The sequence below is a fragment of the Sediminihaliea albiluteola genome, assembly GCF_014077625.1.
Classification (GTDB): domain Bacteria; phylum Pseudomonadota; class Gammaproteobacteria; order Pseudomonadales; family Halieaceae; genus Sediminihaliea; species Sediminihaliea albiluteola.
The window spans coordinates 773,329-797,711 of record NZ_JACFXU010000013.1 but is presented as its reverse complement, the minus strand read 5'-3'; the positions used below and the strand labels follow the sequence as shown (position 1 = coordinate 797,711).

Genomic DNA, 24,383 nt, shown 5'->3' with positions numbered 1-24,383 from the left:
CTCTCCCGTACAGTCCACAGTGACTGCATAGGGAGACCCGTACGAACAATGCGTACGGACAGTTTTGGTGAGGTGGCCGAGTGGTCGACTCGCAGCTGGCAAAGCCAGCGTAGAGAACGCCGGAACGGCGGCCCCGAAGGGGTGAGGCGCGCAGCGACGAATAACGCGCACGCCTGGAAAGCGTGTAACGGGCAACCGTTCGAGAGTTCGACAAATTGCACAGCAATTTGCAACGAGGCGCATTAGCGCCGAAGCCCCGTAGGGGGCGCAGCAGCCCTTAGGCTGTTGCGATTCATCTCTCCCGCACAGTCCGCAGTGACTGCATAGGGAGACCCGTACGAACAATGCGTACGGACAGTTTTGGTGAGGTGGCCGAGTGGTCGAAGGCGCACGCCTGGAAAGCGTGTAACGGGCAACCGTTCGAGAGTTCGAATCTCTCCCTCACCGCCAATTATTGCTTTAAAGCCTTGTTTTTACAGGGCTTTTTTTTGCCTTTCTTTCTAGTACGCCACCTGGTCCACCACTTTATGGCGGGTTATATTTTTTTATAGAGCACAAAAAACCCTGAACAGTAATCAGCTGAACAGGGTTTATAGTAGGTTTTTGGCTTCGTCTATTCGGTTAATTGAACATGAATAGAATTAATTGCACTGTCGATACATTCGCGCACTTCATCCAGCAAGGCTATACCTCCATCGATAGCGCCTTTTGCAGGACTGTCCCAATCAACTGATTGATGTAGGGCGACAAGGTCACGCGCCTTTGATAGGGCGTCTATGGGGCTTAATGGCGGGTTCGTGCTGCGCCTCCTGTAGGCTCACCCTAATAGATAGCATTGTTAATAGGCCTCTGGTTGCCTGTACTTGGCTTTTGGTATCCATCTGCTTGTAAGCGTCAATTAGTTGCTTTTTTAGCTCTTTATTAGTGGTGCTTTCTGGAAGAGTTTTATCATTCATGGCGCTGCTCCATGTTTTAATTAGGCCAGTCTTTATTGATGTCACGGCGCTGGCTTCCGTGTCCTAGCTGTATCCATAAAGGCCCGCGCTAGGCCGCGGGTGAGGATAACTATTTGCGCCTGCCATTACGGTTAAATGGGTTCTCTTTCTCTGGCTTGGCTCCTGGTGCTGATACTCTGCTAATCGCCACAGGTGTCAGGCCAAAGTCATTAAGTAAGCCGCGAAGCTGGGCCACCATGTTTCCCTTGGGTGTCTCTCTGTCCTGGTAGGCTTTAACAATCGTCCCGTGTAGCGCGCACAAGTGAGCTAAGGGTGCTAGGCCGCCCTCAGTAAGCAAGCCAGTGGCCTGAAGCATAGGGGCTAGTCTGTGCCATTCTTTGATCGCGTGGGCGTTAGGGAGCCAGTCGGGGGCCGCTGGTGCATCTTTGATCAGTGGTAGCACTACAGCGGGTTTTGGTGTTGAGCGGTCGGGGCGATCAGTGCCACGAAGCCGCTTTATATTGTCCGGTTGTTTAGTTCTACCAGCCATGCTCTAACCGTTACCTGAAATTTCTTAAGTGACCGCGTGAAAATTTGAGTACCCACACGGTCATGCGTTGGAGGTCTTTAGACTTTGGACCACCCCTCCCACCTTTGATACGGCCAGGTCTAAACAATAGGCCTGTGGCTATGGTGCAGCACATGACGCCTCTAGCCTCGCTGTCATGTAACGCTTAAGCATTGCATTCTTGTTGCGTCTGGGGGCTTGGTGAATAGCTGGCGTTGATCGTGCCGCTACACTGCTAGCGGGATAGGCTGGCCGCGCCACTGTGGATACCTCAATTAGTGTTACGTCTTTTAGCGTGCGAATGATCTGCCCGTTTGAATCCTCGTGCCACGCTTCGCCAGCGGAGCCATTCACAAGAAAACAAAAACTCATTTTGTTCAGGTCTCCACGCTGTACAAGCTCGTGAATATCCCGCCCAAGTGAACTGTCAGGTAATGTCAGATCAAAGTGCAATCCCTCGCTATCCTCTGAGAGTTTCAGTGTTCGGCTTTGGCTAGAGCCTAGTAGGTCGGCCATGTTGTGATGATGTACGGCAAAGATTGGATGACCATCACGGAGGGTACGAGCGAAGGCCCCAGGGGTAATAGTCTCGTAGAAGCCGCCCAAGTCCACGCTATGACTGTTGAATACTGCCGCATGACCTACAAGCCTCACTTGTCTGCCCCCAGGTGAACGCCACAGCGGCTAAGCTCACCAGATACGCGCTCAACTTCACTTGCCCATCTAACTTCTGTCTGGTGATCCCTTGCCGCTTCTAGGTTGTCCCGCGCTTCAATCAGTCGTTTTAGCATCCATTTACGGGCCAAAGGGTGTCGGGCTATTCCTTTATATTTGCGATCCTCTGCCGTAGCACTAACTCGGGTTCCCGCTTCTGCTCTTTCCGCTTTCATGGCTTAACCTCTTTCTGCGATCATGGCGTCTCGAATACCTAAATCAATCATGATCTGCTTTTGCTCGGTGTCATGTTTAAAGGCCAGTTCGGCAAGGCTTCTGATAGTGGCTGAATCGAACAAAAGAGACTCCCCAATATAAGCCGCAGTTTCACGTGCCTTGGCTACCTCGCGGGCCGATGCCTGTGCTTGTTGCAATATGGCCTGAGCTTTTTCAGCCTGGTCTAGTGCCTTGCCTAGCTCCTTGCGAAGCTTCTCAGCCGATTTCATTGCCTCCTCACCCTCGGCATTTCTAATAGCACGGTGAAGGTCACTGTTTTGGCGGTGCAGCACCTTGTCTTCGTCTTTAAGCTCAGCCTCTTGATGGCGAATGGCGCGCAGGCCATCCAAGTCACCATCAATCATAGCGGCTTCAATCTCTTGTTCTTTTGTTTTCAACTCGACTTCAACCTGGTGTATACGCTCACCAACTTCCCGCTTTATCTCAGTGAGCTCTGCCGATGGCGTATCGTTTTTAATTGCCTGGGCGGCACGTTGGGTAAGAGATTTAAGTTTCTTGATCACTGCAGCTTCCTTCGCTTCTGTTGGGAAATAATGTTTTCTAAGGCACGGCGGGCAGTTTTCTGGCCTAGGTCTTCCCCTAGCGCTTCAACGACAAGTGCGAAACTCGTTCTCATCAGGGCACCGACCACAGCTCCTACCGGTGACTCGAGAAAATGGCTCTGGATAAAAGTCAGTAGTTCAGCAACTGTCTGGCCTTCAATGTCTGTGTTATGACAATTCTTCATGTTTTTTAAATTACCACGCATCCAGTGTGATGCTGTGACTCGTCACACTCTCAGTGGCGTCCTCGATAAACCTAGCCAGCGCCCTAGACACTTGCACATAGTCGTGCGCCTGATCGACTGACAAATAATCTGTCTCTATCAGCATTTCTGCTGTCTCTATGCCCACCTCAACCTGTAAAACGCGTATACCCTCAGCTCTTCGTTCTCGTAGTTTTCTCATACGTTCCGCTGTAGTAGTCATTATTGCCCCCTCAGTGTTTTGCCTTGCTCTTTGTCGTTAGTGGTTATTCTTTTCAGTTTCCGGCGTGCACCATGTTCACCAAGGTGCTTATATCCCTCTGGCTTTAGGCCGTGCGGTAGCACCACGACTAGCCAAGTGGTGCCAGGAAATTCACCTTCTAACATCACTGCCGCTTGCTCCGCATAGTGGCGATTGAAAAACACACCGCTAGAAATGCTGTGCAGATCACAAACTAAAGCTAATCGAATCACTTTTACGTCCTCATTAGCTTGCAGGCCTGTTCATTTTTAAAAGCTGGTTGGAATGACCAGGTTTATTTGTCAGCGGAGTAGATGGCCCACCTTTGCCAAGATACTTATATCCAGCTGACTTAAAGCCTGCCCCCAGCAAGGTAACTTCCCACTCCAGTGTTTGCCGTTTGTCCTGTATGCAGAAAATAGACTTCACAGCAAAATGCCTGCCGTAGTAGATACCGTCACAAACTTTTCTCTGGCCAAAAGCTAGGTTTAAACAGTTCATGACAGCCCACCCTTTAGAGCAGTTAAAGGCTTTGAGCTGAAACTACCTATGGTAGATATGTATAGAGGGGGTAGGTGTAGCCACCTCAGAAACATGAAAAAAGGGTGTTTAAGGTGTTTCTGTGCACCACAGAGGGTATAAAACAGTACTTTTACAGTGTTATGAGGTGCACACAGCCACCTCAAAGCGGGTTTAAGGTGTTTCTGTGCACCATAGAAAATCGAATTCACTTCAAACTCCTGACACGCTGTGCGTGTGCACCTACATCAAGTTTGGGCTTGCCGTCCCACTTATCAGTCTTTAGCCATGTGAGGCGATACAGCACAGGATCTCGCTTTGCAGAGGGGTAGCGGGTCACTTCAATCCACCCTAGGCTTTCAGCTTCTTTTCTGGCCCGCATTAATTCCCACTTAGTCCACCCAAGCTTTCCCATAACGCCTAGGCAGGCCGCTAAATTGCCGTTATTGAAGCCGTTGTATTGCCTCGACAAGTCCCACAGAAACGCCCTTGACTGCTTTGACATGGCTATGTAATCGGGATGGTCTGTAATGGCATGTAAAGCGCGGGTAAACTGCGGTCCGCTCTTTTTTCTGCCATTAGGTAGCATTCCCTTGCTGTTTGCCTTTGCCATTAGCGCAACCTGATGAGCCGCCACTCATGAATTTGTGAGGTCTCACCGAAACGGTTGAGTATTGGTTTCTCTGGGCGGGTGGCCAGAATGGTATAGCCTCGCTTTTGAAGTGCGGGCCTGATGTAGGAAGCGGCGCAGCTTATATTTCCTATGGCGCAATCTCTTGCAATGTCATGAGTTATTGCTACGCCATTAACAAGCAGATAAGAAACAAGCCTGTGCGCTTGTGTGGAGCCTGTTTCGCGCATGGCCTGACTAACAGCTTCGGTACTTTCTTTGTTATGATGTAAAATCATCTTTGTTACCCCCTCAGGTGACAAACTTAAAGCTCGGCAGTGCTCGAACACTGGTCGGGCTTTTTTTATGGCTTCTCACAAAGTGCTCGGGCGGCGTCCGCTAACTCCCAGGGCTCTACGTCATCGGCAACAGTCCAGGCTTTGCTGCGAATCTTTGAAAGTGTTTCTTTATCGACGATGCTTACGCTCATGGTGTCTTGCCCTCAATGAATGCTGGAAGCGCCCTGTTTTTAGTGTCCGCGCACGGGCTCAAACACGGGCTCAAACACGGGCTCAAAAGAGTGGTACCTGATACTCTGCTAGCACCTTCGATTGCGGGACCAATTCGGGCGTTTTTTCGATTGAATTATCGCTTTCCTGTGGTCGGGTACTACTACGGGGCCTGACTTTAAAGAGAGGGCATGCAGGGGCTGTGCAGGCGCTTGTTTGCTGCCTCCAGTTGCCGTCGGCGTTGGGGTCATAAATGCACTCACGGCATTTATTATTGATTGCTTGACGTAGGCTCATTTTAAGCACCCCTACGAAGCTTGGTCTTTACCCACCTTTCTACTTCCACACTGTCCCAGCCGACCGCTCTTTTTCCTATGCGGTAGCATTTTGGGAAGGTGTCTTCCTGCATGAAGTTATAAATAGAGCTACGTTTGTAGCCGGTGACTGCCATGACTTCTGGCAAGCGCATGATGCGCCGAATTTGCATATTTTGGCTGTTAGACATAACCGCTCTCCCTTGTGGCTCTATGGCTCGTTCTGGATGAGGGTTCTAATATATGCAATAAATTTTTACGTATGGGGTAAAAGAAAATTCTTCGCTGCCCGCTTTTTTACCCCCTAGTTTTCAGTGTGGGTAAGTCGATTCGTTTTAGGATTGCTTTCACAGAGCTAGGCGTTATGGTTTTATCAAAAGGCGCGGCGGAAAGGATTGCCTGTATCACGTTGTTGAATACTGAGTTTTCAGCGCCGCTAGGGATCTTGTTAAAGCACTTTGTCCAGCGCCATGCCATTAGCTCGACAAGGGGCTCGAATTGAACCGTTATTGTATTCTTGTTCGGCTTTCTTTCGGCTCGCTCGCCCATTGCCTCGCTGATCGCAAAGGTAAGCTGTATCCATTCATCTATGGCGGCATGATAATTTGCGACATGGCATTCATCATCCAAACCTAAAAGCTCTTGTAGTTTGGGGGTAGGGGGGATCAGCGCTCTTCGTTCATTCACGCCCATGTTTTCGAGGATGCGGGATAAGCCGGACACTGCTGTATGCGCTGCACTGGTGCGCTGCCTTGAGCCGTCAGGGGCAGCACTTTCTAAAAGCTGGGCTACATCGTCACTTGGGTTAAATCGCTTATGTATGTCGTTTGCTACGGACTTAGCAAAGTTATCTAATTCAGGGTGTTTAGCCATATCTCGTGAAGCTTTAAGCGTCAGCGAAACCGCTGTATAAACCGAATCGTGAATACTTTGGCGGTCAATCATGCGCGGCGCCCCCTAATATTCACCACTTTTTCACTCGGTGCTGCTGTGGCGTATTGCGCCCAGTCATTCATTAATGCGCGGCGCTTCTCGAACAGATCACCTCGGCGGTATGCTGCCTCTACTGAGTTGCCCAGGCTGTGAGCTAAGGCCTGCTCACATACGTCCCTAGGGTGTGGCGTACATTCTCCAGCCCAGTCTCGGAAGGTAGAGCGAAAGCCGTGCATCGTCAGATCGTCACGCCCCATGCGGCGAAGTGCCATCAGCATCGCCATATTGGATAGCGGCCTATTTTTTTTCATGCCAGGAAAAAGGTGATTATTGTCTGTGTGTACTGGGATTGACTTAAGGACTTTAATTAATGGCTCAGACAGTGGTACTCGATGCTCCTTTTTCGCCTTCATCCTTTCAGCTGGAATCGTCCACACTTTGTTTTCATAGTCGATTTCATCCCAGGTCGCGCACAATGCCTCACTGGTTCTAAGGGCGGCCAATATTGTGACCTGTACGGCTTTATAAGACAGGTCTTCATGCTCGGCCACCTTTGCCATGAAAGCGGGCAATTCAAGGTAGGGAAGGGCTGCGTGGTGCTTCCGTGCCCGTACATCGAGGCGGGCAGGGAGTAGTTTGTCTAAATGGCCGCGCCACCGAGCGGGATTTTCACCTTTCCGCTTGCCTCTGGCTTTTGCGGCATCTAGCACTAGCTCTATTCTGTTTCTTACTCTTGACGCTGTTTCTGGCTTCTCATACCAGATGGGGCGTAAGGCTTTTAGTACGTGGTCTGTAGTGATGTCATTGACAGGTAAGCGGCCTATAAATGGTTCTGCATAGGTTTTTAGCGTGTTCTCCCACTGCTGGGTATGCTTGGCATTTTTCCAGCCTGGGCTATGGGCAGCTATGTATTCAGCTGCAGCTTGCTTGAATGTGTATGCCTTGGCCTGTTCTTTTTGGCCAGATTCGATGATTTGTTTTTTGGCCTTGTTTCGCTCATCTAATGGGTCTTTGCCATCTAGTATCAGCCCGCGCTGGGTTGCTGCATCAATGCGGGCTTTCTTTAGGCTGATTGTTGGATAAGTGCCTAGCCCCATTTCCCGCCGACGTTTATTTAATTGGTACCTGAAAACCCACTTTTTGTTTCCGGTTGGACTGACAACTAACTGCAGGCCGTCACCATCGGTATGGGTTCCCACCCCTAGTTTCTCTATTCCTTTTGCACTTAGTTTGCTCATAGACATTACTCCGCCTAACTCACCAGTCCACCACCCAGTCCACCACTTTGGTTGTAAATGGCAAAAGAGGGTAATAGCACTAACTGGACTAAGTGTAGTTATAAGTGGTTGATAATACTATGGTAAATCTTTGTTTTTGTGGTTTTTAGTGTGGCTTGTTGGATGCTATTTTGGCGGACTCCCTCACCGCCAATTCGGCTTTATCCCAACCCTCTATTTCAAGCTCACTTGTTGGCGGCGCGGCCAACGGCATAGGCTTACGGACACGCCGTGAACCCATCCATGGGGCTCGGTTCGCGCATCCATGCGCTCAACGGTCCTACAGCCTAAACCGTCGTCCACACCTTAATATCCAAATACGGCGGCTTAATTGAGCAAAGGAATGTAAAAACAAAGCCTAAAGATTACTCTGAGTGTGAGTTGAAGACGGCGGGTGGCACAGGGCCACACAGCGACCGTGCGAGACAGGACGTCGAGCCCGAGCCTACAAGGAAGTACTTGCGGCATGTCGCGAAGTGATCTTGCCACTCGCTGGCGCCACAATCTCTGTAAGAAACCCAAAGGAAACAGTTTAAGCTCATTCGGTGGGGCGGGTCGCGGAGTGGTCCAGCATCCCGCAGGCGCCCCTAAGCTAGCCAAGAACCACTATAGCCAGCTGATATGTTGGCAACGCAGTCAGTACCGGCTCTCAATCGCTGCTCCCCAGCTTGGTCACTTCGTCAGTAAGTTAAACAAGCAGCTGACATTGCGACTGTTCGCTGACTACTCATCACTGGAAGTGCTAAGCTCTGTGGCCCATATCAACACAGCTCTAGCCACAACAGCGCTTAGAAGCCTGCCTGGCCGTTTTGAGAAGAATTTCTATCGTGAAAAGCGACTTTACTGAAGGCTCAGTGCCTCGGAAGCTACTCCATTTTTCCTTGCCAATTCTGTTCAGCAACCTACTGCAGGCTTCCCTGTTGCTTATCACCGGTCTGTGGGTCGGCAACCTCTTGGGAAGTGCTGCGTTTGCAGCCGTCACAGTGGCCACCACGATTATGGTTGTACTGCTGGCCTTTATCATGGGTGTGAATAACGCAACCCTTACAGTATTTGCGCAACTGAAGGGAGCCAATAATCAGGCAGAAATCAGCTCCTACCTGAGCGCTTTTACCATTCTTTTGACTGTGCTGTCGCTGGTCATTGGCCTGGCGGGTTATTTTTTCACCGAAGCGCTGCTGGCATTGCTCAATACGCCGGCATCGATTAGCGTTGCCGCTAAGCAATACCTGCAGATCATGTTCATCGGCAGCCTGTTTCTCACTGGCTATAATTTCATTGGCAGTTTGCTACGGGCTTTTGGTGATAGCAGGACGCCTTTGTATTTCGTGTTGTTGGCAACCGTACTGACGGCTGTGCTTAATCCGCTATTTATTGTTGGGTTTAACTTGGGCCTAGCCGGCGCAGCCTGGGCCATGATTTTGGCGCAGACCATGGCCTTCATATACAGCCTGTTCTACCTGTCAGGGAGGCCAGGGGCCGGACTGCCTGCATTCCGATTGCAATGGCCCAAGCTTTCTGAAATACGCACTATTTTGCAGCTAGGCGTGCCCTCAGGCATACAGATGATAGTCATCTATGCCGGCATGGCGGTCATTCTCTGGATGGTCAACGGCTTTGGCGAGGATGTGGTCGCGGGTTTTGGTGCAGCGCAGCGCCTAGACAATATTGTCCTGTTGCCCGCTCTCGCTTTAGGTTCCGCGGTAAACGCCATGGCAGCACAAAATATCGGCGCGAATAAGTGGGCGCGGGTAGCTCAGATTTCCAAGGTCGGCATCATCTACAACCTGGTGGTCATGATATTTTTTGTCGTGTTGCTATTCATTTGGGCTGAGCCGCTAGTGAAGTTATTTATCAGTGACGAAGAGGGCGTGGCATTTGGCGTCTCGTACTTGCGCACAATCGCGTTGTTCTACCCATTTATCGGTTTAAACTTCATCCTCAATGGGGTGGTGCGAGGGGCTGGTGCAATGTTTCAAATCCTCGCTCTGAATATCATTTCTCTATGGCTATTGCGCGTCCCATTGGCCTATTGGATGATCTCACTGTACGGCGAATCGGGGATTGCCCTAGGCATCGGTATCAGTTTCCTTATTAGTAGCCTGTTTTCCGTTGCTTATTACCGTTGGGGAGGCTGGAGAAGCAAACAACTGTTTGCATAAGCTCCAGATCACCCTGATCGTGAATTGCTGACAGCGGGTGGCAGAATCGCGCAGCGACCGTGCGAGACAGGACGTCGAGCCCGAGCCTACAAGGACGTACTTGCGGCGTGTCGCGGAGTGACCCTGCCTCCCGCAGGCGCCCCAAAGCCTCCAAAGACTCCCGTAGAAACAGGTCAAGCTGATACGGTGGCGGCGCGGCCAACGGAATAGGTTTGCGGACACGCAGTGAACCCATCCATGGGGGCTCGGTTCGCGCGTCCATGCGCTCAACGGTCCTTTAGCCTAAACCGTCGTCCACACCTTAATATCAAAATATGGCGGCTTAATTGGGCAAAGGAATGTATGAACAAAGCCTCAAGATCACTCTGAGAGTGAATTGAAGACAGCGGGTGGTAGGGCCGCGCAGCGACCGTGCAAGACAGGACGTCGAGCCCGAGCCTACAAGGATGTACTTGCGGCGTGTCGCGGAGTGATCCTGCCTCCCGCAGGCGCTCCGAGCCATCCAAAAAACTCCATAGCAAGCTAATTCAGTGGCGGCGCGGCCAACGGCATAGGCTTGCGGACACGCCGTAAACCCATCCATGGGGGCTCGGTTCGCGCATCCATGCGCTCAACGGTCCTTCAGCCTAAGCCGTCGTCCTCACCTTCTCATTTAAGTGCACTGCCTTAATAAGCAACGGCACAAACACCAAGAAGCTTGAATGTTAATTGTTCGACCTAGCTAAGAATCGAAGACTGCGGGTGGTAGGGTCATGCAGCGACCGTGCGAGACAGGACGTCGAGCCCGAGCCTACAAGGACGTACTGGCGGCGTGTCGCGGAGTGACCCTGCTTCCCGTAGGCGCTCCAAAGCCTCCAAGGCCTCCCGCAGGCGCCCCAAGCCATCCAAAAGCCAATGCACCCAGGTGATTCGGTGGCGCCACAATCTCTGCAAGAAGCCCAAGGGAAACAGATTAAGCTCATTTGGTGGGACGGGTCGCGGAATACTTTTGACACCGGCAGGCGCCCCTACGCAAACCAAGACCCTGTATATCAAGCTGTTATGAGTCTGATCATTATCATTGACATACCATATATAGCATATACACTTTATGTGCTATGTGGGAGATATATGAACATCGCCGGGTAGCAAGAATTACAGCTCGTCTGCCCGAAGATGTATTGCAGCGCTATGAAAAGTGGAAAGACATTGTTCGAATCTCCGGTCCTGAAGGGTTGAGATTGATTCGAGGGTTTAATGATGAACCCTTGAGAGGCGAGTGGAAGGGGCATCGCTCCTCCAGATTAAATCTTCAATATCGCGTGATTTACAAAATTGATCGTGAGAATGTCTATGTTCAAATTGAGAAAGTGACTCCACACAACTACAGGAGAAACTAATATGAAGGATTATCGTAAAGCAAAAAAAACGATTGAGGTTTCAATTGGAGATTCGGTCAGAATTATTCGAGAACTCCAGGAGCTAAGCCAAAACCAATTGTCCTCTCTTACCTCTATTCCGCAGTCAACCATATCCGCCATCGAGAACGGTCGTGTGAATTTGGGTATTGAGCGGGCGAAGGTATTGGCTAGGGCACTCAACTGCCATCCGGCAGTTCTTGTGTTTCCTGGCTGGGAACTTGAGGATGCAGCCGCATAACAAGTCAAGCAAGGAGGGCGCGCTTACAGCGCGCCTCTTCTCTCGGCGATAGGGTGAACGCAGTCCCGGCGGGCACCCCTAAACTAGCCAAGAACCCCTATAAAAGCTGATATGGAGCAACGCTGTCAGCACTGGGTCTCAATCGCTGCTGCCCAGCTTGGCCACTTCGTCAGCAAGTTAAACAAGCAGCTGACATTGCGACTGTTTGCTGACTACTCTACTAGGCTGCCAAGGGCACCTTTTTGTTTCCATTGCCCCCTTAAGCGTTCACTTTACGGTATATTAGCCGTCAGCTTGAATAAGCCGGAAGGGTAGCTGCGCTTGTTCAATTCTATCTCGGCTTGGTCTATTGGAGAGTGTTTTAATGGATGCCGCCCAGCAGTCTGCTCAAGTGCGTGATAAGGCGATGCGTAACACGAGCGTAGTAGGCGCCCTGGTAAATATTGTTTTGACCGTCGCCAAGATAATATTTGGCATTATTGGTCAATCCCATGCCTTGATAGCCGACGGCATTCACTCGCTCGCAGATGTCAGCACCGATGTGATGGTCTGGTTCGCGGCCAAGTACAGCAATTTACCGGCGGATAAAAAGCACCCCTATGGTCATGCGCGGATTGAAACCGCTTTCACCGTAGCCCTTGGTATCGTACTGATTATCACTGCTGTCGGTATTGTGCTGGACTCGGCTCAGCGCCTGATTAATCCCTCAACTTTGTTACATCCGACCCCTCTTGTCTTGTGGGTCGCCGCGTTTTCCATTATCGCTAATGAGTGGCTCTACCATTACACCATGCGAGTGGCGCGCAAATTTAAGTCCAGTTTGCTGACGGCGAATGCCTGGCACCACCGCTCCGATGCCGTGTCTTCAATAGTGGTGTTAATCGGTGTCGGCGGGAGCTTAATGGGTTTTCCCTACCTCGATGCTTTAGCCGCCTTAGGTGTGGCATTTATGATTGGCAAGATCGGCTGGGATCAGTCAGTGAGCTCTGTTCGCGAGCTCATTGATACCGGCATGGAGCCTAAAACAGCCGCGGCCCTGCAGCGCATTATCGAAAATGTTGACGGTGTGCGGGGTGTGCATATGATGCGCAGTCGACGTATGGGTGGCTCGTATTTGGTTGATGTGCATATCGTTGTCGATGGTTATTTGAGTGTCTCCGAAGGCCATCGTATTGCTGAGTATGTGCGTTTAAAGTTGATCGATACCCACGAAAATATTAGCAACGCTTTAATCCACATTGACCCCGAGGATGACTCTCTGGCGGACTTGTCAGCGCATTTGCCCTTGCGCCGTGAAGTGCTCACCGATCTGGCTAAAGTATGGGTAAACGATATCGATGCCTTCGATATCAATAAGGCCACTCTGCACTATCTTGAAGGCAAGGTGCATGTCGATTTAGTGCTGACTTGTGGCCTTGAAAATACCGCCGAACTCGCTGAGCGCTTAGAGCAAAATGCTGCAGTCCTTAACTACATTGGTCAGGTGCGGGTTTTTAAAGAAAAGGAGGGCGCTGCTTAAGCCTTGCCTTGAGTAGCCTTACGCAGATGAGCCTGGATCAGCTCTAATTGCGAGTCTAAGCTTTCAAAGCGGTGTGAGCCCCCGGGTACTAGCAGCACATCATAATGTGGCTTTAGCGCTGCCGCTGTAGCGCTTGCATCAATGACTTCATCGCCTTCTTCACAGATCACCAAGCCCAAGCCTTCGGTGGCGAAGGGCGGGTAAGAGGCCACAGTCTCAGCATCAATGGTATAGGCTGTGCCAGTGTAATCGATACTTTGGCCTATATACTTTGTCAGGGACTTTGCTGGCTCGACTGCAGGATTGAGTGCCACGAAGGGGATGCTACAGTTCTGGCCGCAGTGGCTAGCCAACCAGCCGCCCATCGATGTGCCAACAACTAGGTCGATACACTGCTCCTGGCAAGCTTGCTTGGCAGCCTCTATGGCGACTTTTGGGCCCTCGGTATAATCAATATTGATGCCTGAAACCGTGCCGATTTTCTCTAATGCCTGTACTTTCACAGAGCTCGGATCAAAATTACTGGCATAGCCATGTAGGTATAAAATATTCATTTTTTTCCTTAGTTCTTCTGAATAATTTAACTGCGCTGAGGAATCGCCGGGCGAAGTTATTATAATTACCCCAGTCTTTTGTAATGATAACCGTTTTAGGCCTTAGTTTTTAATCGGCATCTATCCCTATTCAGATAAATCTAAATTATTGAAGGTTAGTATTTTTTATGAGTAGTCAAGCTTACGACATTATCGGAGACATCCACGGTCATGCAGATGAGCTAATTAAGCTATTGCAAGAATTAGGCTACTCCCATTCAGACAGCGGCTACCAACACCCTAGTCGGCAAGTGATCTTCTTGGGAGACTTCATCGACCGCGGCCCTCAGCACAAAAAGTTACTCGATATCGTCATGCCGATGGTTCGCAATGGTCATGCTTTAGCGGTGATGGGCAACCACGAATTTAATGCTTTGGCCTACCATACTTTCCATGAAGGGGAATATTTGCGGCCTCATACTAAAAAGAATAAGGGGCAACACCAAGCCTTCTTAAATGAGTTTGAGCAGGATGATGAGCAGCGTGAGGCAGTGCTCGAGTTTTTCTATGAGCTGCCTATGTGGCTTGAGCTAGATGGCCTGCGCGTGGTTCATGCCTGTTGGGACCAAGCTCATATCGACCTGTTGCAGAGCAAGGCGCCCGATTCCAGAATGACGCCAGAGCTATTGATTGAGGCTTCGACCAAGGGCAGTGCAGCCTATGAGGCCATTGAGCGCATCCTCAAAGGGGTAGAAGTGCAGCTCCCCGAGGGCATTACTTTCCAGGATAAAGATGGGCATAGCAGAAACGCGGTCCGTGTTCAGTGGTGGAATAGCAGTGCTACGCGTTTAGCGGAGGCCACTGTGCCTGAAGGTCTTGCTATAGGCGAGGCCAGCGATATGGCCATACCAGATACTGTCCCGCGCTATCCCGATTCGGCTCCGCCCTGTTTTATCGGCCATTATTGGTTAAATGGCCAGCCTGCGCCCCTAGCACACAATGTGGCCTGCCTCGATTACTCAGTAGCCAAGGAGGGTAAGTTAGTGGCTTACCGCTGGAATGGCGAGTCTGAGCTAAAAGCAGAGCATTTTAGCTATGCCAGATGAGCTTCATTAGGCCCTGCTAATGTGCTTGCAGATCTCGGCCATTCGTTATTTGCATGTTGTTTGATATAATCCCGTTGTCGCTGATTTATTCCTACTTGCAGAGCGACTCATAAATCCTGCTAAAGCGGAGCACGCCAGCCTGACTCCACGGCGCCTACCGCAGGTTCTCAATTGGAGTCAGGAGTCCCTAGCCAATGCAACTCTATCAACTTATTAGTCGGAAACTGTCCGGTCGAGCCCTAGATCAAATCGCCTTGTCGATGGGCTATTCAACTCATAGGCTTCCTGCCGCTACAGCTCGCATTCAGGCTGTGTCATCTAGTGAGACCCTGGCACTGGAAACTAGTGCATATGACTATCGCTACAGTGGCCAGGAGTTTGTTGCTAAGCTCTGTGAGCAGCTGAGCATCGATGCAAGTTTTGCCGCTGCAGAAATAGCCAGAATCAGCGCTCAGCTATCTGCGAGAAAGCTAGCTTTCCCTGGCTTTTTGTTTGTCGAAACCTACTTTCGCAGGACTAGCCAGCCGATTTTTGTCTTGGCTGCCTTAGAGTCACGCCGCAGAATTTATATCGAAGCAGCAATCAGAGACTTAGCACTAGAAGATCAGATCCCGCGACTGAAGCCGATCATTGAGCAGCACTATCAGCAACACGCTGGCCTCTTGCCCCTGTGGGGGCGTATTGCTGAATACAAATATGTTTACGCCAAGGATCGGCAGCTAATCTTTGATACCACTGGCAAGCTCGTGGAGGAATCTCAGCTGCACTTGAGCTCTTGCGCAAGACTGTCCTTAGCTAAGCGATAATAGTCTATGTTTCGCTTGTGTTTAGCCTGAAGAGAAATGAGGCAGGCGCAGTTAGCGCCTGCCTCTCTTGCTGTGTGACTAGCGTAATTATATGTCCAGCCGCAGATCGATGCCGTAGCTAGGAGGGCGGTTGAATTGGAAGCCTAAGCCTTGTAAGTCGTAAATCAGCTCGCTTTCGTTGGTTAGGTTTTTACCCCATGCAGATACACGTAATGTGCTGTCCGCCAGCTTGATATTGCTCAAGGAAATACGCGCATTTAACAAGCCGAGCTCATCTACTGGTAGGCCTCTTGGTGATGAGTAGACACTATCGCGCCAACTGTAGTTCAGATGCGCATCAAGGCTCATTCCGTTAGTGAGGGTCCAGCTGTGGTCAATAGCTAGCGAGTAAGCGTGTTTTGGCGCTTGGGCGAAGAAGAAGGTATCGGAGAGATCTTGGCCACGTAAGTCAATATCGCTGGCTGGCGGCCCAGCTAGTAGGAAGCTGTTATTGGGTACAATAACCTTTGTCACCTCACTATCTAAATAAGTGTAGTTAAAGGTGATAGTGCTGGCCTCCCCAATCAGGCCGATAATATCCAGTTCTAGCCCATCTACCTTGGCTTTTCCTGCGTTTACGTTTTCAATAAAGGAGCTAAAACCGGCTTTTGAGCTGTCGTAAGTGACAATCAAATCATCGTAATCAGTAAAGAATAGTGCGGTGTTTAGCCGTAATCTGCGGTCGAATAATTCCGATTTTAAGCCTAACTCAAAGGCAGAGCTTTCTTCGTTATCAAAGGTAAGGTCAAAGCTAAGAGTCCGCTCTCCTGAGCCACCAGCACGGTAACCAGTGGCATAGCGGGCATAGCTGTTAATTTCATCAGTAATAGCGAAATCAAGTACTAGGGTGTAATCCGTCCGATCAAAGTCCAGACTGTTTGTGCCTGGTTGAAAAATAATATGTGGTTTATTGGGATCTAGTGCGCGCAAAGCGTCGCGCTCATCCTCTGTGTAACGCAGTCCTGCTGTGAGAGTCAGGCGTGAATCTAGTATATCGGGGGTATAGCTCGCCTGAGCGTAAACGGCCTGTGAGGTGAGTTCAGTGTCGAATAAAGTGGCGCCTAAACTGGTGCCGCCTAGCAATGCTGATTGTGAGGCGGCTGGCTTTGCTAAGGGGTCTAAGGCATATACTTCAAGGCCATTAAAGCTGCTAAATTGCTCTTCGCGCTTTTTCCCTTTCTCCTTGAAGTAAAAATAACCAGCAATAAAGTCGAGACGATTATCAAAAGCGTTGCCAAGCAACTGGAACTCCTGGCTAGTAGATTTAGTCGACCAATCTAAATCAATGGCATAAAACAGCGTGTCAGCCCAGTTTTGAACTGAGCGCTCGTCCATTTTTCGATAGCCAGTAATAGACTTTAGTTCTAGCTGGTCAGAGATTACCCAGTTCAGGGCCAATCTGTGCCCGGAAGACTCAGTATTTGATTTTGGCAGCACATAGCGATAGCTCGAGCCACCTGTCAGTAAGTTGGTAGTCTTTTTTTGCCGGCTGTTTCTGTTTAACTGGTAGTAGGGTGGGGTTCCATCCGCATCAGCTAGGTCATAGCTGTATTCGAGATCTAGGTTGTCTAAGATGTCCCAGTTCAAAGCAAAGCGATAAGCTTCTTGATCACTCATGTAATAGTTTTCACTGCTTTGTTTTACTGGGTTTATCTTGGGTCCGCGGTTTTTAACCCAGCCATCTGTTTTATCGTTGAGATACGAAAACTGTGTGCGTAATTCGGAGCTGATCGGTGCATCGATAGTGAAGCCTGCATTCCAGCTACCAAAGTTACCAGCGCCAGCTTCAACTTTTGCACCAAACTCATCGCTGGGCTTTCTGCTAATAAAGCTCACTGCGCCACTGGAAGAGTTACGCCCAAATAGGGTTCCCTGGGGGCCCCGTAAAATTTCAATGCGCTCTAGGTCGAGCAGCTTGATCGTCGCACCTGAAGTTCTGGCCAGATAGATACCGTCAATATAAAGTCCGACGGGGTTATCAATGGTCAGGGTTTGTGAGTCGCCGTTACCGAAGCCGCGCACGTAGATGGAGAGGTTGCTCGATGATGTTGGAAAGTCATAGGACTGTAGACTGGGGGTCTGTAGGCTAAGGTCGCTGAGCGAGGAAATGCCTTGACTCTCAAGCATGCTTTCGCTGAATGCAGCTACCGAGAGCGGAGCACTCTGTAGTGACTCAGTCTTCTTTTGAGCACTTATCACTATTTCTTCTAGTTGTGCGCTAGCAGCTCCAGCATAAGAAATTGATGCTAACAGTAATGCAGTCACAATTGGTTGTTGTTTTATAAACGGGCGCATTTTTAACCTCGATACCTGAGCTATTAAAAACATTTCAAAAGGTATCTTATGTCTCTGCCCTAATCTTTGCAATAAGGGCAGAGACGATGCTTAACTTTTTGTTTTTTAAGCAAAAAGTCCTTTAGTAAGAAATGGTGCGCCTTTTCGATATGCCGAGGTTTTTAATTTTGAGTTTTGAGTAAAATCTTTTTACTCGCGTAGAGCCACCAGTCGATCCAGGATCATTTCCAGGTCATCAAGCCTGTCAGTCAGCAGGGTAGGGGCAGTGTCGATAACCGTGACCCCTGCAGCTTTCATGTTTTCGGCTTGCGCGAAGGTGGCATCGAAATCAATGCCACCACTTTTGTGTGGCACTGGTATCAGGCTGCTGCGGATATCGAAATTTTCTGGGTCTCGGCCATGCTTTTCCAAGCTAGTGCTGAGTTTATCTCTGGTTTCTTTGATCTTTTCCAGAGATTCCATGGCCGGTAACCAACCGTCGGCGAAGCGTGCCATGCGCTCAATATTGCGCGGGGAGGGGCTCAGCCCTAACCAGATGGGTAATGCCGCGCCTTGCACGGGTAGTGGGTAGGACCAGAGATCCTCAAATTGGACGAATTTGCCCTGGAAGCTTTGTGGGCCACCGCTCCACAGTGCACGACAGACCTGTATTTGCTCTTCCATATGGGTAAAGCGTCCCTCAAAGGGCAGGTTCTGGCTGTCAAATTCAGCGCGTTGCCAACCAGCGCCAAACACAGGTACAGCGCGGCCATTAGAAATGCAGTCCAGGGTGGCTAACTGTTTGGCCAACATGACCGCAGTGCGGGCGGGCGCAATCATCACTGCCGTTGACAGTAAAATCTGCTTAGTTCGAGCGCCAATGGCGGCTAGTAGAGTCAATGGCTCATACCAAGGCTCATCTAGGGTGCCTGGGAAGGCATCCGGCCCCATAGGGTAGTCCTTGGCGGCATCACTGCTAAAGCAAATATGATCAGGGATACTGAGCATATCGACACCTTTAGCATCGGCCATTTCTGCCATAGCGAGTACCTTGCCCATATCGCCATGGGTCAATTCATCGATGCGAAACAGCGTTATACCGACGCGCAGCGCTTTGCTCATACTGTTTGTCCTTATCTAAAGAGTCTTAATGTGAACTGCTAAGGAAGAAGGCCTGTCTGTTCAAGCTCTCACTAATGGCTTGGAATACTTGCCCACTTCCTCTTGTTAGGCAAGTGTAGCTAAACGCTACTTTAGCCTTTGCGATCAGCCTAGGGGCAGTACCGCAGTCATATCTTGAGCTTGGTACAGCACTGCACACTAGACAGCCACTGCTTTAACAGCTGCACGACAATGACCTCTGTGCAGCTCTATTTGCTCTATTGTTTTACATTGCTCCTCTATAAGTGATTTTTCAACAGTGCTGGGTTTTCATTCAAGGCACTTGGCTTTAAAACCCTGCACCTATGCTCTCTATAGAGCTATTTTGAAGTCCTAGTGAATCTTTATTGCAAGGGGCGCTTTCTGCGGCTATTATTAAAAAACAATCCAAACACAATGTTTTGTCAGTTTCTCTAGGAGACACTATCGATGAGCTATCAACCAAAACGCATGCGCTTCGGAGCCTTTTTTGCTCCTTTTCACAATGATCGAACCAGTCCTACCTTTGCCTTAGAGCGAGATTTTGAGCTTATTCAGCATCTCGACTTGCGAGATTTTGACGAGGCCTGGATAGGTGAACATCACTCAGGTGCTTATGAGTGCATCGCCTCGCCGGAGGTCTTTATTGCTACTGCAGCAGAGCGTACGCGCAACATACGCTTTGGTACCGGCGTCAGCTCGCTGTCTTATCACCAACCCTTAGTGTTGGCTGATCGCATAGCCCAGCTGGATCACCAAACCCGTGGGCGATTGATCTTTGGTGTGGGGCCGGGGCAACTTATTGCCGATGCTTATATGATGGGCATTGACCCGCAGCGCTTGCGTGAGCGTATGGAGGAGTCGCTCGACGTCTTGGTTCGCCTGCTCGACGGAGAGACAGTTACGGCTAAAACCGACTGGTTTACATTGAACGAAGCGCGGATGCACATTCTGCCTTACCAGGCTAATTTGGAAATTGCCGTGGCTTCAGCTATTTCACCCGCAGGGGCGCGCTTGGCCGGTAAACACGGTGTTGCAATGCTGTCAGTTGCCGCCTCAAGCCCACAGGGTTTTAAAGCCTTGGCTGATAGTTGGCAAATATGCGAAGCCCGGGCCAGCGAGTTTGGCAAAAGTGTTAATCGGGATACCTGGCGCGTGGTCACGCCATTCCATATTGCCGAAACCAGAGAGCAGGCCCGGCGCGATCTCGAGTTTGGTTTGCTGGATATGTTTAATTATTTCCATAAGTTTGGCGGTGAGCTGTTCCCGCAAGTGAAGGATTTGGATGAGGCCATTGATGTTTGGACCACGGGTGGGCTCGGTGCCTTTGGCGTGGGTATAGTGGGCACCCCAGACGACCTGATTGCTCATATTGAGAAACTGCAGAACCAATCTGGTGGTTTCGGTAGCTTCTTATCATTGGTCCATAATGCGGCCGATTTTGAAGCCACTAAGAAATCCTATGATTTAGTGGCCCAGTACGTGATGCCGCATTTCCAGCACTCGAATATTAATCGCACAGCATCTTTAGATTGGGCTGCCAGTAATGCTGATCGCTTTATGGCGGAGTATATGGGCGGCATTGAAAAGGCGATTAAAGTTCACGATGACGACATGGCATCCAAGGGAAAGAAGGTAGGTTAATAATGATTAAGCATGTGGCATTGATTTATTTCAAGGAAGGTACCAGCCAAGAGCGGCGCGAAGCGGTGAAAGCAGCGTTCGAAAGCTTACCTGAACATATATCAGTGATTCGGGAGTTTAGCGTGGGCTTAGATTTAAATTTGCTTGAAGGAAACGCGGATCTAGCTGTCTTTGGTACTTTCGATAGCGAAGAAGATTTCCTCCACTATTCGACTCACGCTGCGCACACAGATGTGATTTTCCCAGTCTGTGGCGAGGTCATGGCCAGTTACTCTACGGCGCAAATCAAAACAGGCTAATACAGTTTCATGTTGGGCTTTAGCCAAGCCACTCTTCTTGGGTGGCTTGGCTTTTTTTTGCCTGTCGTTTCAGGCTTACTCTCTTGCAGAGCGATGTAAAGCCCTAAGGTAGGGCGTACACCACAATGGCATCGCCCAGCAGCTCGCCCAGTTTCTCTGGGCCTTTGGCAGCATAGGCGAGTGGGCCGTGGCCACCAGCAGCAATGGCAATGTATTGCTTGCCCTCGGGCGATAAGCGGTAGCTGATCGGTGTGGCTTGGGCAGGGGCTGGTAGCTTACTGTCCCACAGCAGTTTGCCTGAGGCTGAGTCAAAGGCGCGGATATAGCCGTCCAGCGTCGCCGCTATAAAGACTAAACCACTAGCGGTTTGTAGACTGCCGCCGGTATTGGGAGTGCCCCAGTTGAAAAATTTGCCTAGACCAAGGGGGGCTAGTTCTGCCAGGTTGCCCAATGCTTGCTCCCAAAGGGTTTCACCGGAATCTAGATTGATGGCCGTTAACACGCCCCAGGGTGGTGGGGTACAGGGCGTGTTGTTGGGTGATAAAAAGCCACCGCGTTGCACCACATAAGGGGTCCCTTCCTGTGGGTTGACGCCCACCAAGTCAGAGCCGTCTAAGGATTCTGCCGCGGCACGGGGCAGGATTTGTACGGTGTAGGGAACCCGCATACTGTTCACCAGCATGATATTGGTATGGGGGTTTACCGAGACTGAGCCCCAGTTGATGCCGCCGCCTAAGCCGGGCCAGAGCAGCGCAGGGCGCTCGATATCCGGCGGCGTAAAGATCCCTTCGTAAGTGAACTCTCGGAACTGCTTTAAGCAGGCCGCTTTGTCACCGGGGTAGATGCCCCAGATATCATCCTCTGTCAGCTTATTCGGGTGTACGGGTTTGGGTAGGGTGGGGAAGGGTTGTGTTGGGGCGCTGAACTCTCCCGGTACGCGGCTTTGGGGTACTGCTCTTTCTTCCACCGGAAATAGCGGCTCGCCGGTTTCCCGGTTGAGCAAGAAGATATGCCCCATCTTGGTGGCGGCGATCACTCCGGGTGTTGTGCCATGCTGTTCAAAGGTCACCGGCTGGGCCGCAACGTCCCAGTCCCAAATGTCGTGGTGAACGGTTTGGAAGTTCCAGATACGCTCGCCGGTATTGGCATCAACGGCAATGACTGAAGTGCCGTAGTAATCCATGTCGCCGCGCTCATCGCCTGCGTAATGGTCCGGCTGTGAGCCTCCAGTAGGCAGGTAAACGATACCGCGCTCTATATCGGCTGAGATATTGCCCCATGTATTGGGTGTCGAGCGGGTAAACAGGGCGCCTTGCTCGGCTTGTTCTGCAGTGATCGTGGTCATGCCAGGTGGTACTGGGTCGTATGCCCAGCGTAACTGGCCGCTGCGTATGTCGTAGGCCCGCACGACCCCGGATGGGGCATCTACTCGCTGGCCGTCCTTAACGAAGGCGCCGGTGATAACTAGGTCATTGATCACTAGGGGCGCCGAAGTGACATAGTACTCCCCGGGGCGCACGTCGCCGAGATTGTTCAGCAGGTTCACTGAACCCTGATCTCCGAAGTCGCTGCAGGCTTTACCTGTTTTGGCATCGATATTAATGAGCCTGGCATCCAGAGTGCCGCTGACGATACGGCTACTGCAAGTGCCTTGCTCCTCACCCTGCCAGTAAGCCACTCCGCGACAGGTGGGTGTGTATATACCACTGAGATCGACTTCTGGGTCATAGGTCCAGCGCTCCTCGCCGGTTTCAGGGTCGAGGGCGATTACGCGGTTGTAAGGCGTGCAGACATACATCGTACCCTCTGCAACCAGTGGCGTGGCTTGGAAGGCGGTGGCGCCATGTGTTTCATTGCCGCTGGATACGTCACCTGTGTGGTAGACCCAGGCGACTTCTAAGTCCTTGACGTTATCAGCAGTGATTTGATCGAGGTCAGCAAAGCGCTGACCGCCGGCATTGCCACCATAATACTGCCACTGACCAATGTTTCCAGAGTAGTCTATAGCACTCTCGCCACAGGCCACTAGAATAAGGGTCAGGCCTGCCAAGCAGGATTTTAATAGGTTTTTATAGCGCATACCTTAAGGCCCAAGTCGAGTTAATGATCTTGACTGCAAAAGACTATGATGCAGCAAAAACATTTTCCTGTAAATGTAATGCGCCTTTTCGGCTTGGCTGGGGTACTGGTAAGCTGCCCGGCTTCCGGTCCTTGCCCTAAGGACTTCGCGGGGCTCTGTTGTCACTCCCTCGTTACACATCGACCGTTGCCAAGCGGCATTGGCGCCAGCGATCCGCTAAGGGACCCATCAGCTCCAAGTTGCGCCTCGCTACGCCCCAGCAGTGCTCTAGTACTGCTAGCTCGTCAGTTTTTGGCATGTTTTGCAGTTCAATGTTAAAGGCCTGACGCGCCGCCTGCAGCTCTTGATAGCTTTCTCCCAGTAAGCGGTTGATACCTTCCAGCTCCATCTTATCCGCTCGGGGGCCATTGATGTGGCGGCGCTCCAAGTAGCGAGTGATGTCGGCGACACCTGCCACTAGGGATAAGCTGTAATCGTCATTTAGCTTTGGCGCCACGCCTTGTTCGAGTTGTTTTGTGATGAGCCGGTAGAGATCACCTGCCTCAGGGTCCTCGATAATCTCAAGGGACTCAGTCTCAGTCTCCTCAATGCCGTGATACAGCCCAATGGCCTCGCAGCTCACGAGATCGCTGATTGCTTGGTAGCCAAGGTTTAGGGCCACCGTTGAGCGCCAGTCGGCGCGGCGTGTCATGTGCGGAATGAACACTACGCCGCGGATCAGTTGATGGACTAAGTAGTAGATGATTTTTTGTCGATCTAATTGCAGGCCAGCTTTGGCCGCGTAGCGCCGAAAGTAATCACTTAAGTCACCGCCAGCGCTCGGCGTAAAGAAATCCCTGAGCCAGATATTACCCAGGTCCTCCATTGGGTCGCCATAGTGAGCCCACTCCCAATCAACTACCGCGGTCACCCGACCATCGGCAAACAGAAAATTGCCGGCACCGGTGTCGCCCTGCAAGATTGAAGTGCGCTCCACTGTTGTAGGCACATGCTTGCGTAGCCAGGTTTTACCAAAGCTGCCCAGTAGGGTGCTGCTATCTGGTGGCAGGCTTTAGTCGACTTGGCTGTCTACTGCGTCGAGCTCTATTAGGGAGTGCTCTTCAGCGGTCGACGGTAGCTCAAAACCTTCGAGATTGAACTGATCTACGTCGATCTGGTGCATCTCAGCTAAGATGTCCATGAAGTGTTGCATCACAGAGTGCTGCTCTTCAGGGGCCGCATTGTTTAGATCCGCCCGCCCCGAGACGAAGGATTGAATAGCAATACAGTGCTCATCACTCCAGGCCAGCACTTTGGGAATGGGGATCTGGCTGTGCTCAGCTAAACAGCGCATCAGATCGGACTCGCGCTTTAAGCCACGAGTGCCTGGCTCACCACGCAATGCATCCCGGTCTATCCTAAGAAAGTAGCTAGCTTTGTCACCTGAGTTGAGCTCGGCAGTGATTTGCCAAGCTTCGCGGCGGACAAGCATGCGCTGGAGCTCGATGGACTTGGCTTTTAATACCAGTTTTATCCAAGCTTGAGCTGCTGAATCAATCTGT

Annotated in this window: 28 protein-coding genes, 1 tRNA gene and 1 pseudogene; 10 read left to right on the top strand and 20 right to left on the bottom strand. The window is 50.8% G+C overall.

Features of this window, described 5'->3' with window-relative positions; translation table 11 throughout:
- Window positions 1-362 precede the first annotated feature (362 nt).
- Window positions 363-450, top strand: a tRNA-Ser gene (locus H2508_RS04610).
- A gap of 302 nt (window positions 451-752) precedes the next feature.
- On the opposite strand, the gene H2508_RS04605 is transcribed toward H2508_RS04610, so the two are convergent.
- The 15 genes from H2508_RS04605 to H2508_RS04540 all read right to left on the bottom strand — a co-directional run bounded on the left by H2508_RS04605 (window position 753) and on the right by H2508_RS04540 (window position 7,563).
- Window positions 753-956: a hypothetical protein gene (locus H2508_RS04605; RefSeq protein WP_182169308.1), complete on the bottom strand. Its 204-nt coding sequence runs from the start codon at window positions 954-956 to the stop codon at window positions 753-755.
- Between the two features lie 109 nt (window positions 957-1,065).
- The gene (locus tag H2508_RS04600) at window positions 1,066-1,485 is read right to left on the bottom strand and encodes a P27 family phage terminase small subunit (RefSeq protein WP_182169306.1); all 420 of its coding nucleotides are present in this window, start codon (window positions 1,483-1,485) and stop codon (window positions 1,066-1,068) included.
- A gap of 138 nt (window positions 1,486-1,623) precedes the next feature.
- Window positions 1,624-2,157 (bottom strand): HK97 family phage prohead protease, encoded by a 534-nt coding sequence (locus H2508_RS04595; RefSeq protein WP_220463581.1) that lies wholly within the window; start codon window positions 2,155-2,157, stop codon window positions 1,624-1,626.
- Window positions 2,154-2,393: a hypothetical protein gene (locus tag H2508_RS04590; protein ID WP_182169304.1), complete on the bottom strand. Its 240-nt coding sequence runs from the start codon at window positions 2,391-2,393 to the stop codon at window positions 2,154-2,156. Before H2508_RS04590 ends, H2508_RS04595 begins: the two co-directional genes overlap by 4 nt.
- Before the next feature lie 3 nt (window positions 2,394-2,396).
- Complete coding sequence (locus H2508_RS04585; protein WP_182169302.1) at window positions 2,397-2,957, bottom strand: hypothetical protein; 561 nt, start codon at window positions 2,955-2,957, stop codon at window positions 2,397-2,399.
- A complete protein-coding gene (locus H2508_RS04580) occupies window positions 2,954-3,181 on the bottom strand; it encodes a hypothetical protein (RefSeq protein ID WP_182169300.1) in 228 nt (75 codons plus the stop codon). Before H2508_RS04580 ends, H2508_RS04585 begins: the two co-directional genes overlap by 4 nt.
- Window positions 3,182-3,191: 10 nt before the next feature.
- The gene (locus tag H2508_RS04575) at window positions 3,192-3,422 is read right to left on the bottom strand and encodes a hypothetical protein (RefSeq protein ID WP_182169298.1); all 231 of its coding nucleotides are present in this window, start codon (window positions 3,420-3,422) and stop codon (window positions 3,192-3,194) included.
- Window positions 3,422-3,673, bottom strand: a complete 252-nt coding sequence (locus H2508_RS04570) for a hypothetical protein (RefSeq protein WP_182169296.1) — start codon at window positions 3,671-3,673, stop codon at window positions 3,422-3,424. The genes H2508_RS04575 and H2508_RS04570 overlap by 1 nt, the downstream gene beginning before the upstream one ends.
- A gap of 13 nt (window positions 3,674-3,686) precedes the next feature.
- Complete coding sequence (locus tag H2508_RS04565) at window positions 3,687-3,941, bottom strand: hypothetical protein (protein WP_182169294.1); 255 nt, start codon at window positions 3,939-3,941, stop codon at window positions 3,687-3,689.
- A 226-nt stretch (window positions 3,942-4,167) separates the two neighbouring features.
- Window positions 4,168-4,572, bottom strand: coding sequence for a hypothetical protein (locus H2508_RS04560; protein WP_182169292.1), 405 nt, complete (start codon window positions 4,570-4,572; stop codon window positions 4,168-4,170).
- The gene (locus tag H2508_RS04555) at window positions 4,572-4,868 is read right to left on the bottom strand and encodes a hypothetical protein (RefSeq protein WP_182169290.1); all 297 of its coding nucleotides are present in this window, start codon (window positions 4,866-4,868) and stop codon (window positions 4,572-4,574) included. Before H2508_RS04555 ends, H2508_RS04560 begins: the two co-directional genes overlap by 1 nt.
- Before the next feature lie 65 nt (window positions 4,869-4,933).
- Window positions 4,934-5,059 (bottom strand): hypothetical protein, encoded by a 126-nt coding sequence (locus H2508_RS15095; RefSeq protein ID WP_268920700.1) that lies wholly within the window; start codon window positions 5,057-5,059, stop codon window positions 4,934-4,936.
- Between the two features lie 317 nt (window positions 5,060-5,376).
- A complete protein-coding gene (locus H2508_RS04550; RefSeq protein WP_220463580.1) occupies window positions 5,377-5,583 on the bottom strand; it encodes an AlpA family phage regulatory protein in 207 nt (68 codons plus the stop codon).
- Between the two features lie 106 nt (window positions 5,584-5,689).
- On the bottom strand, window positions 5,690-6,337 hold the full coding sequence (locus tag H2508_RS04545; RefSeq protein ID WP_182169287.1) for a hypothetical protein: 648 nt from the start codon (window positions 6,335-6,337) through the stop codon (window positions 5,690-5,692).
- Window positions 6,334-7,563, bottom strand: coding sequence for a tyrosine-type recombinase/integrase (locus tag H2508_RS04540; RefSeq protein ID WP_182169285.1), 1,230 nt, complete (start codon window positions 7,561-7,563; stop codon window positions 6,334-6,336). The genes H2508_RS04545 and H2508_RS04540 overlap by 4 nt, the downstream gene beginning before the upstream one ends.
- 505 nt (window positions 7,564-8,068) lie before the next feature.
- Here H2508_RS04540 and H2508_RS04535 point away from each other — a divergent pair.
- From H2508_RS04535 to H2508_RS04515, 5 genes are all read left to right on the top strand, one after another.
- Complete coding sequence (locus H2508_RS04535) at window positions 8,069-8,449, top strand: hypothetical protein (RefSeq protein ID WP_182169283.1); 381 nt, start codon at window positions 8,069-8,071, stop codon at window positions 8,447-8,449.
- On the top strand, window positions 8,430-9,764 hold the full coding sequence (locus H2508_RS04530; protein ID WP_220463579.1) for an MATE family efflux transporter: 1,335 nt from the start codon (window positions 8,430-8,432) through the stop codon (window positions 9,762-9,764). The genes H2508_RS04535 and H2508_RS04530 overlap by 20 nt, the downstream gene beginning before the upstream one ends.
- Window positions 9,765-10,861: 1,097 nt before the next feature.
- The gene (locus H2508_RS15300; protein WP_182169280.1) at window positions 10,862-11,143 is read left to right on the top strand and encodes a type II toxin-antitoxin system mRNA interferase toxin, RelE/StbE family; all 282 of its coding nucleotides are present in this window, start codon (window positions 10,862-10,864) and stop codon (window positions 11,141-11,143) included.
- A 1-nt stretch (window position 11,144) separates the two neighbouring features.
- The gene (locus H2508_RS04520; RefSeq protein WP_182169278.1) at window positions 11,145-11,402 is read left to right on the top strand and encodes a helix-turn-helix domain-containing protein; all 258 of its coding nucleotides are present in this window, start codon (window positions 11,145-11,147) and stop codon (window positions 11,400-11,402) included.
- Between the two features lie 364 nt (window positions 11,403-11,766).
- The gene (locus H2508_RS04515; protein WP_182169276.1) at window positions 11,767-12,921 is read left to right on the top strand and encodes a cation diffusion facilitator family transporter; all 1,155 of its coding nucleotides are present in this window, start codon (window positions 11,767-11,769) and stop codon (window positions 12,919-12,921) included.
- Here the strand turns inward: H2508_RS04515 and H2508_RS04510 are convergent.
- On the bottom strand, window positions 12,918-13,475 hold the full coding sequence (locus tag H2508_RS04510) for a YqiA/YcfP family alpha/beta fold hydrolase (RefSeq protein ID WP_182169274.1): 558 nt from the start codon (window positions 13,473-13,475) through the stop codon (window positions 12,918-12,920). The two genes, H2508_RS04515 and H2508_RS04510, sit on opposite strands and share 4 nt — an antisense overlap.
- 167 nt (window positions 13,476-13,642) lie before the next feature.
- Between H2508_RS04510 and H2508_RS04505 the strand changes: the two genes are divergently transcribed.
- The gene (locus H2508_RS04505) at window positions 13,643-14,560 is read left to right on the top strand and encodes a metallophosphoesterase (RefSeq protein WP_182169272.1); all 918 of its coding nucleotides are present in this window, start codon (window positions 13,643-13,645) and stop codon (window positions 14,558-14,560) included.
- 194 nt (window positions 14,561-14,754) lie between these two features.
- Window positions 14,755-15,366: a hypothetical protein gene (locus H2508_RS04500; protein ID WP_182169270.1), complete on the top strand. Its 612-nt coding sequence runs from the start codon at window positions 14,755-14,757 to the stop codon at window positions 15,364-15,366.
- Between the two features lie 87 nt (window positions 15,367-15,453).
- Here H2508_RS04500 and H2508_RS04495 read toward each other — a convergent pair whose 3' ends face one another.
- Together H2508_RS04495 and H2508_RS04490 are read right to left on the bottom strand one after the other, a co-directional pair.
- Complete coding sequence (locus H2508_RS04495; RefSeq protein ID WP_268920699.1) at window positions 15,454-17,700, bottom strand: TonB-dependent receptor; 2,247 nt, start codon at window positions 17,698-17,700, stop codon at window positions 15,454-15,456.
- A 189-nt stretch (window positions 17,701-17,889) separates the two neighbouring features.
- Window positions 17,890-18,801 carry a TIGR03619 family F420-dependent LLM class oxidoreductase gene (locus tag H2508_RS04490; RefSeq protein ID WP_182169266.1) on the bottom strand — a complete coding sequence of 304 codons (912 nt, stop codon included), beginning with the start codon at window positions 18,799-18,801 and terminating at the stop codon, window positions 17,890-17,892.
- 468 nt (window positions 18,802-19,269) lie between these two features.
- Between H2508_RS04490 and H2508_RS04485 the strand changes: the two genes are divergently transcribed.
- Entirely contained in the window at window positions 19,270-20,463 is a 1,194-nt protein-coding gene (locus H2508_RS04485; RefSeq protein WP_182169264.1) for an LLM class flavin-dependent oxidoreductase, read from the top strand.
- Window positions 20,464-20,465: 2 nt separating this feature from the next.
- Window positions 20,466-20,762 carry a Dabb family protein gene (locus H2508_RS04480; protein WP_182169262.1) on the top strand — a complete coding sequence of 99 codons (297 nt, stop codon included), beginning with the start codon at window positions 20,466-20,468 and terminating at the stop codon, window positions 20,760-20,762.
- A 103-nt stretch (window positions 20,763-20,865) separates the two neighbouring features.
- On the opposite strand, the gene H2508_RS04475 is transcribed toward H2508_RS04480, so the two are convergent.
- Both H2508_RS04475 and H2508_RS14985 read right to left on the bottom strand, forming a co-directional pair.
- On the bottom strand, window positions 20,866-22,842 hold the full coding sequence (locus H2508_RS04475) for a pyrroloquinoline quinone-dependent dehydrogenase (RefSeq protein ID WP_182169260.1): 1,977 nt from the start codon (window positions 22,840-22,842) through the stop codon (window positions 20,866-20,868).
- A 172-nt stretch (window positions 22,843-23,014) separates the two neighbouring features.
- Window positions 23,015-24,313, bottom strand: a pseudogene (locus H2508_RS14985) (phosphotransferase family protein).
- Window positions 24,314-24,383 lie beyond the last annotated feature (70 nt).

What these genes read in the sequence shown, in the direction of transcription:
- H2508_RS04490 (WP_182169266.1), bottom strand. Translation starts at nt 18,801, where the DNA reads ATGAGCAAAGCGCTGCGCGTCGGTATAACGCTGTTTCGCATCGATGAA.
- H2508_RS04535 (WP_182169283.1), top strand. Translation starts at nt 8,069, where the DNA reads ATGTCGCGAAGTGATCTTGCCACTCGCTGGCGCCACAATCTCTGTAAG.
- H2508_RS04510 (WP_182169274.1), bottom strand. Translation starts at nt 13,475, where the DNA reads ATGAATATTTTATACCTACATGGCTATGCCAGTAATTTTGATCCGAGC.
- H2508_RS04540 (WP_182169285.1), bottom strand. Translation starts at nt 7,563, where the DNA reads ATGAGCAAACTAAGTGCAAAAGGAATAGAGAAACTAGGGGTGGGAACC.
- H2508_RS04560 (WP_182169292.1), bottom strand. Translation starts at nt 4,572, where the DNA reads ATGGCAAAGGCAAACAGCAAGGGAATGCTACCTAATGGCAGAAAAAAG.
- H2508_RS15095 (WP_268920700.1), bottom strand. Translation starts at nt 5,059, where the DNA reads ATGAGCGTAAGCATCGTCGATAAAGAAACACTTTCAAAGATTCGCAGC.
- H2508_RS04475 (WP_182169260.1), bottom strand. Translation starts at nt 22,842, where the DNA reads ATGCGCTATAAAAACCTATTAAAATCCTGCTTGGCAGGCCTGACCCTT.
- H2508_RS04485 (WP_182169264.1), top strand. Translation starts at nt 19,270, where the DNA reads ATGAGCTATCAACCAAAACGCATGCGCTTCGGAGCCTTTTTTGCTCCT.
- H2508_RS04495 (WP_268920699.1), bottom strand. Translation starts at nt 17,700, where the DNA reads ATGCGCCCGTTTATAAAACAACAACCAATTGTGACTGCATTACTGTTA.
- H2508_RS04550 (WP_220463580.1), bottom strand. Translation starts at nt 5,583, where the DNA reads ATGTCTAACAGCCAAAATATGCAAATTCGGCGCATCATGCGCTTGCCA.
- H2508_RS15300 (WP_182169280.1), top strand. Translation starts at nt 10,862, where the DNA reads ATGTGGGAGATATATGAACATCGCCGGGTAGCAAGAATTACAGCTCGT.
- H2508_RS04605 (WP_182169308.1), bottom strand. Translation starts at nt 956, where the DNA reads ATGAATGATAAAACTCTTCCAGAAAGCACCACTAATAAAGAGCTAAAA.
- H2508_RS04580 (WP_182169300.1), bottom strand. Translation starts at nt 3,181, where the DNA reads ATGAAGAATTGTCATAACACAGACATTGAAGGCCAGACAGTTGCTGAA.
- H2508_RS04575 (WP_182169298.1), bottom strand. Translation starts at nt 3,422, where the DNA reads ATGACTACTACAGCGGAACGTATGAGAAAACTACGAGAACGAAGAGCT.
- H2508_RS04500 (WP_182169270.1), top strand. Translation starts at nt 14,755, where the DNA reads ATGCAACTCTATCAACTTATTAGTCGGAAACTGTCCGGTCGAGCCCTA.
- H2508_RS04600 (WP_182169306.1), bottom strand. Translation starts at nt 1,485, where the DNA reads ATGGCTGGTAGAACTAAACAACCGGACAATATAAAGCGGCTTCGTGGC.
- H2508_RS04520 (WP_182169278.1), top strand. Translation starts at nt 11,145, where the DNA reads ATGAAGGATTATCGTAAAGCAAAAAAAACGATTGAGGTTTCAATTGGA.
- H2508_RS04480 (WP_182169262.1), top strand. Translation starts at nt 20,466, where the DNA reads ATGATTAAGCATGTGGCATTGATTTATTTCAAGGAAGGTACCAGCCAA.
- H2508_RS04545 (WP_182169287.1), bottom strand. Translation starts at nt 6,337, where the DNA reads ATGATTGACCGCCAAAGTATTCACGATTCGGTTTATACAGCGGTTTCG.
- H2508_RS04590 (WP_182169304.1), bottom strand. Translation starts at nt 2,393, where the DNA reads ATGAAAGCGGAAAGAGCAGAAGCGGGAACCCGAGTTAGTGCTACGGCA.
- H2508_RS04555 (WP_182169290.1), bottom strand. Translation starts at nt 4,868, where the DNA reads ATGATTTTACATCATAACAAAGAAAGTACCGAAGCTGTTAGTCAGGCC.
- H2508_RS04515 (WP_182169276.1), top strand. Translation starts at nt 11,767, where the DNA reads ATGGATGCCGCCCAGCAGTCTGCTCAAGTGCGTGATAAGGCGATGCGT.
- H2508_RS04565 (WP_182169294.1), bottom strand. Translation starts at nt 3,941, where the DNA reads ATGAACTGTTTAAACCTAGCTTTTGGCCAGAGAAAAGTTTGTGACGGT.
- H2508_RS04505 (WP_182169272.1), top strand. Translation starts at nt 13,643, where the DNA reads ATGAGTAGTCAAGCTTACGACATTATCGGAGACATCCACGGTCATGCA.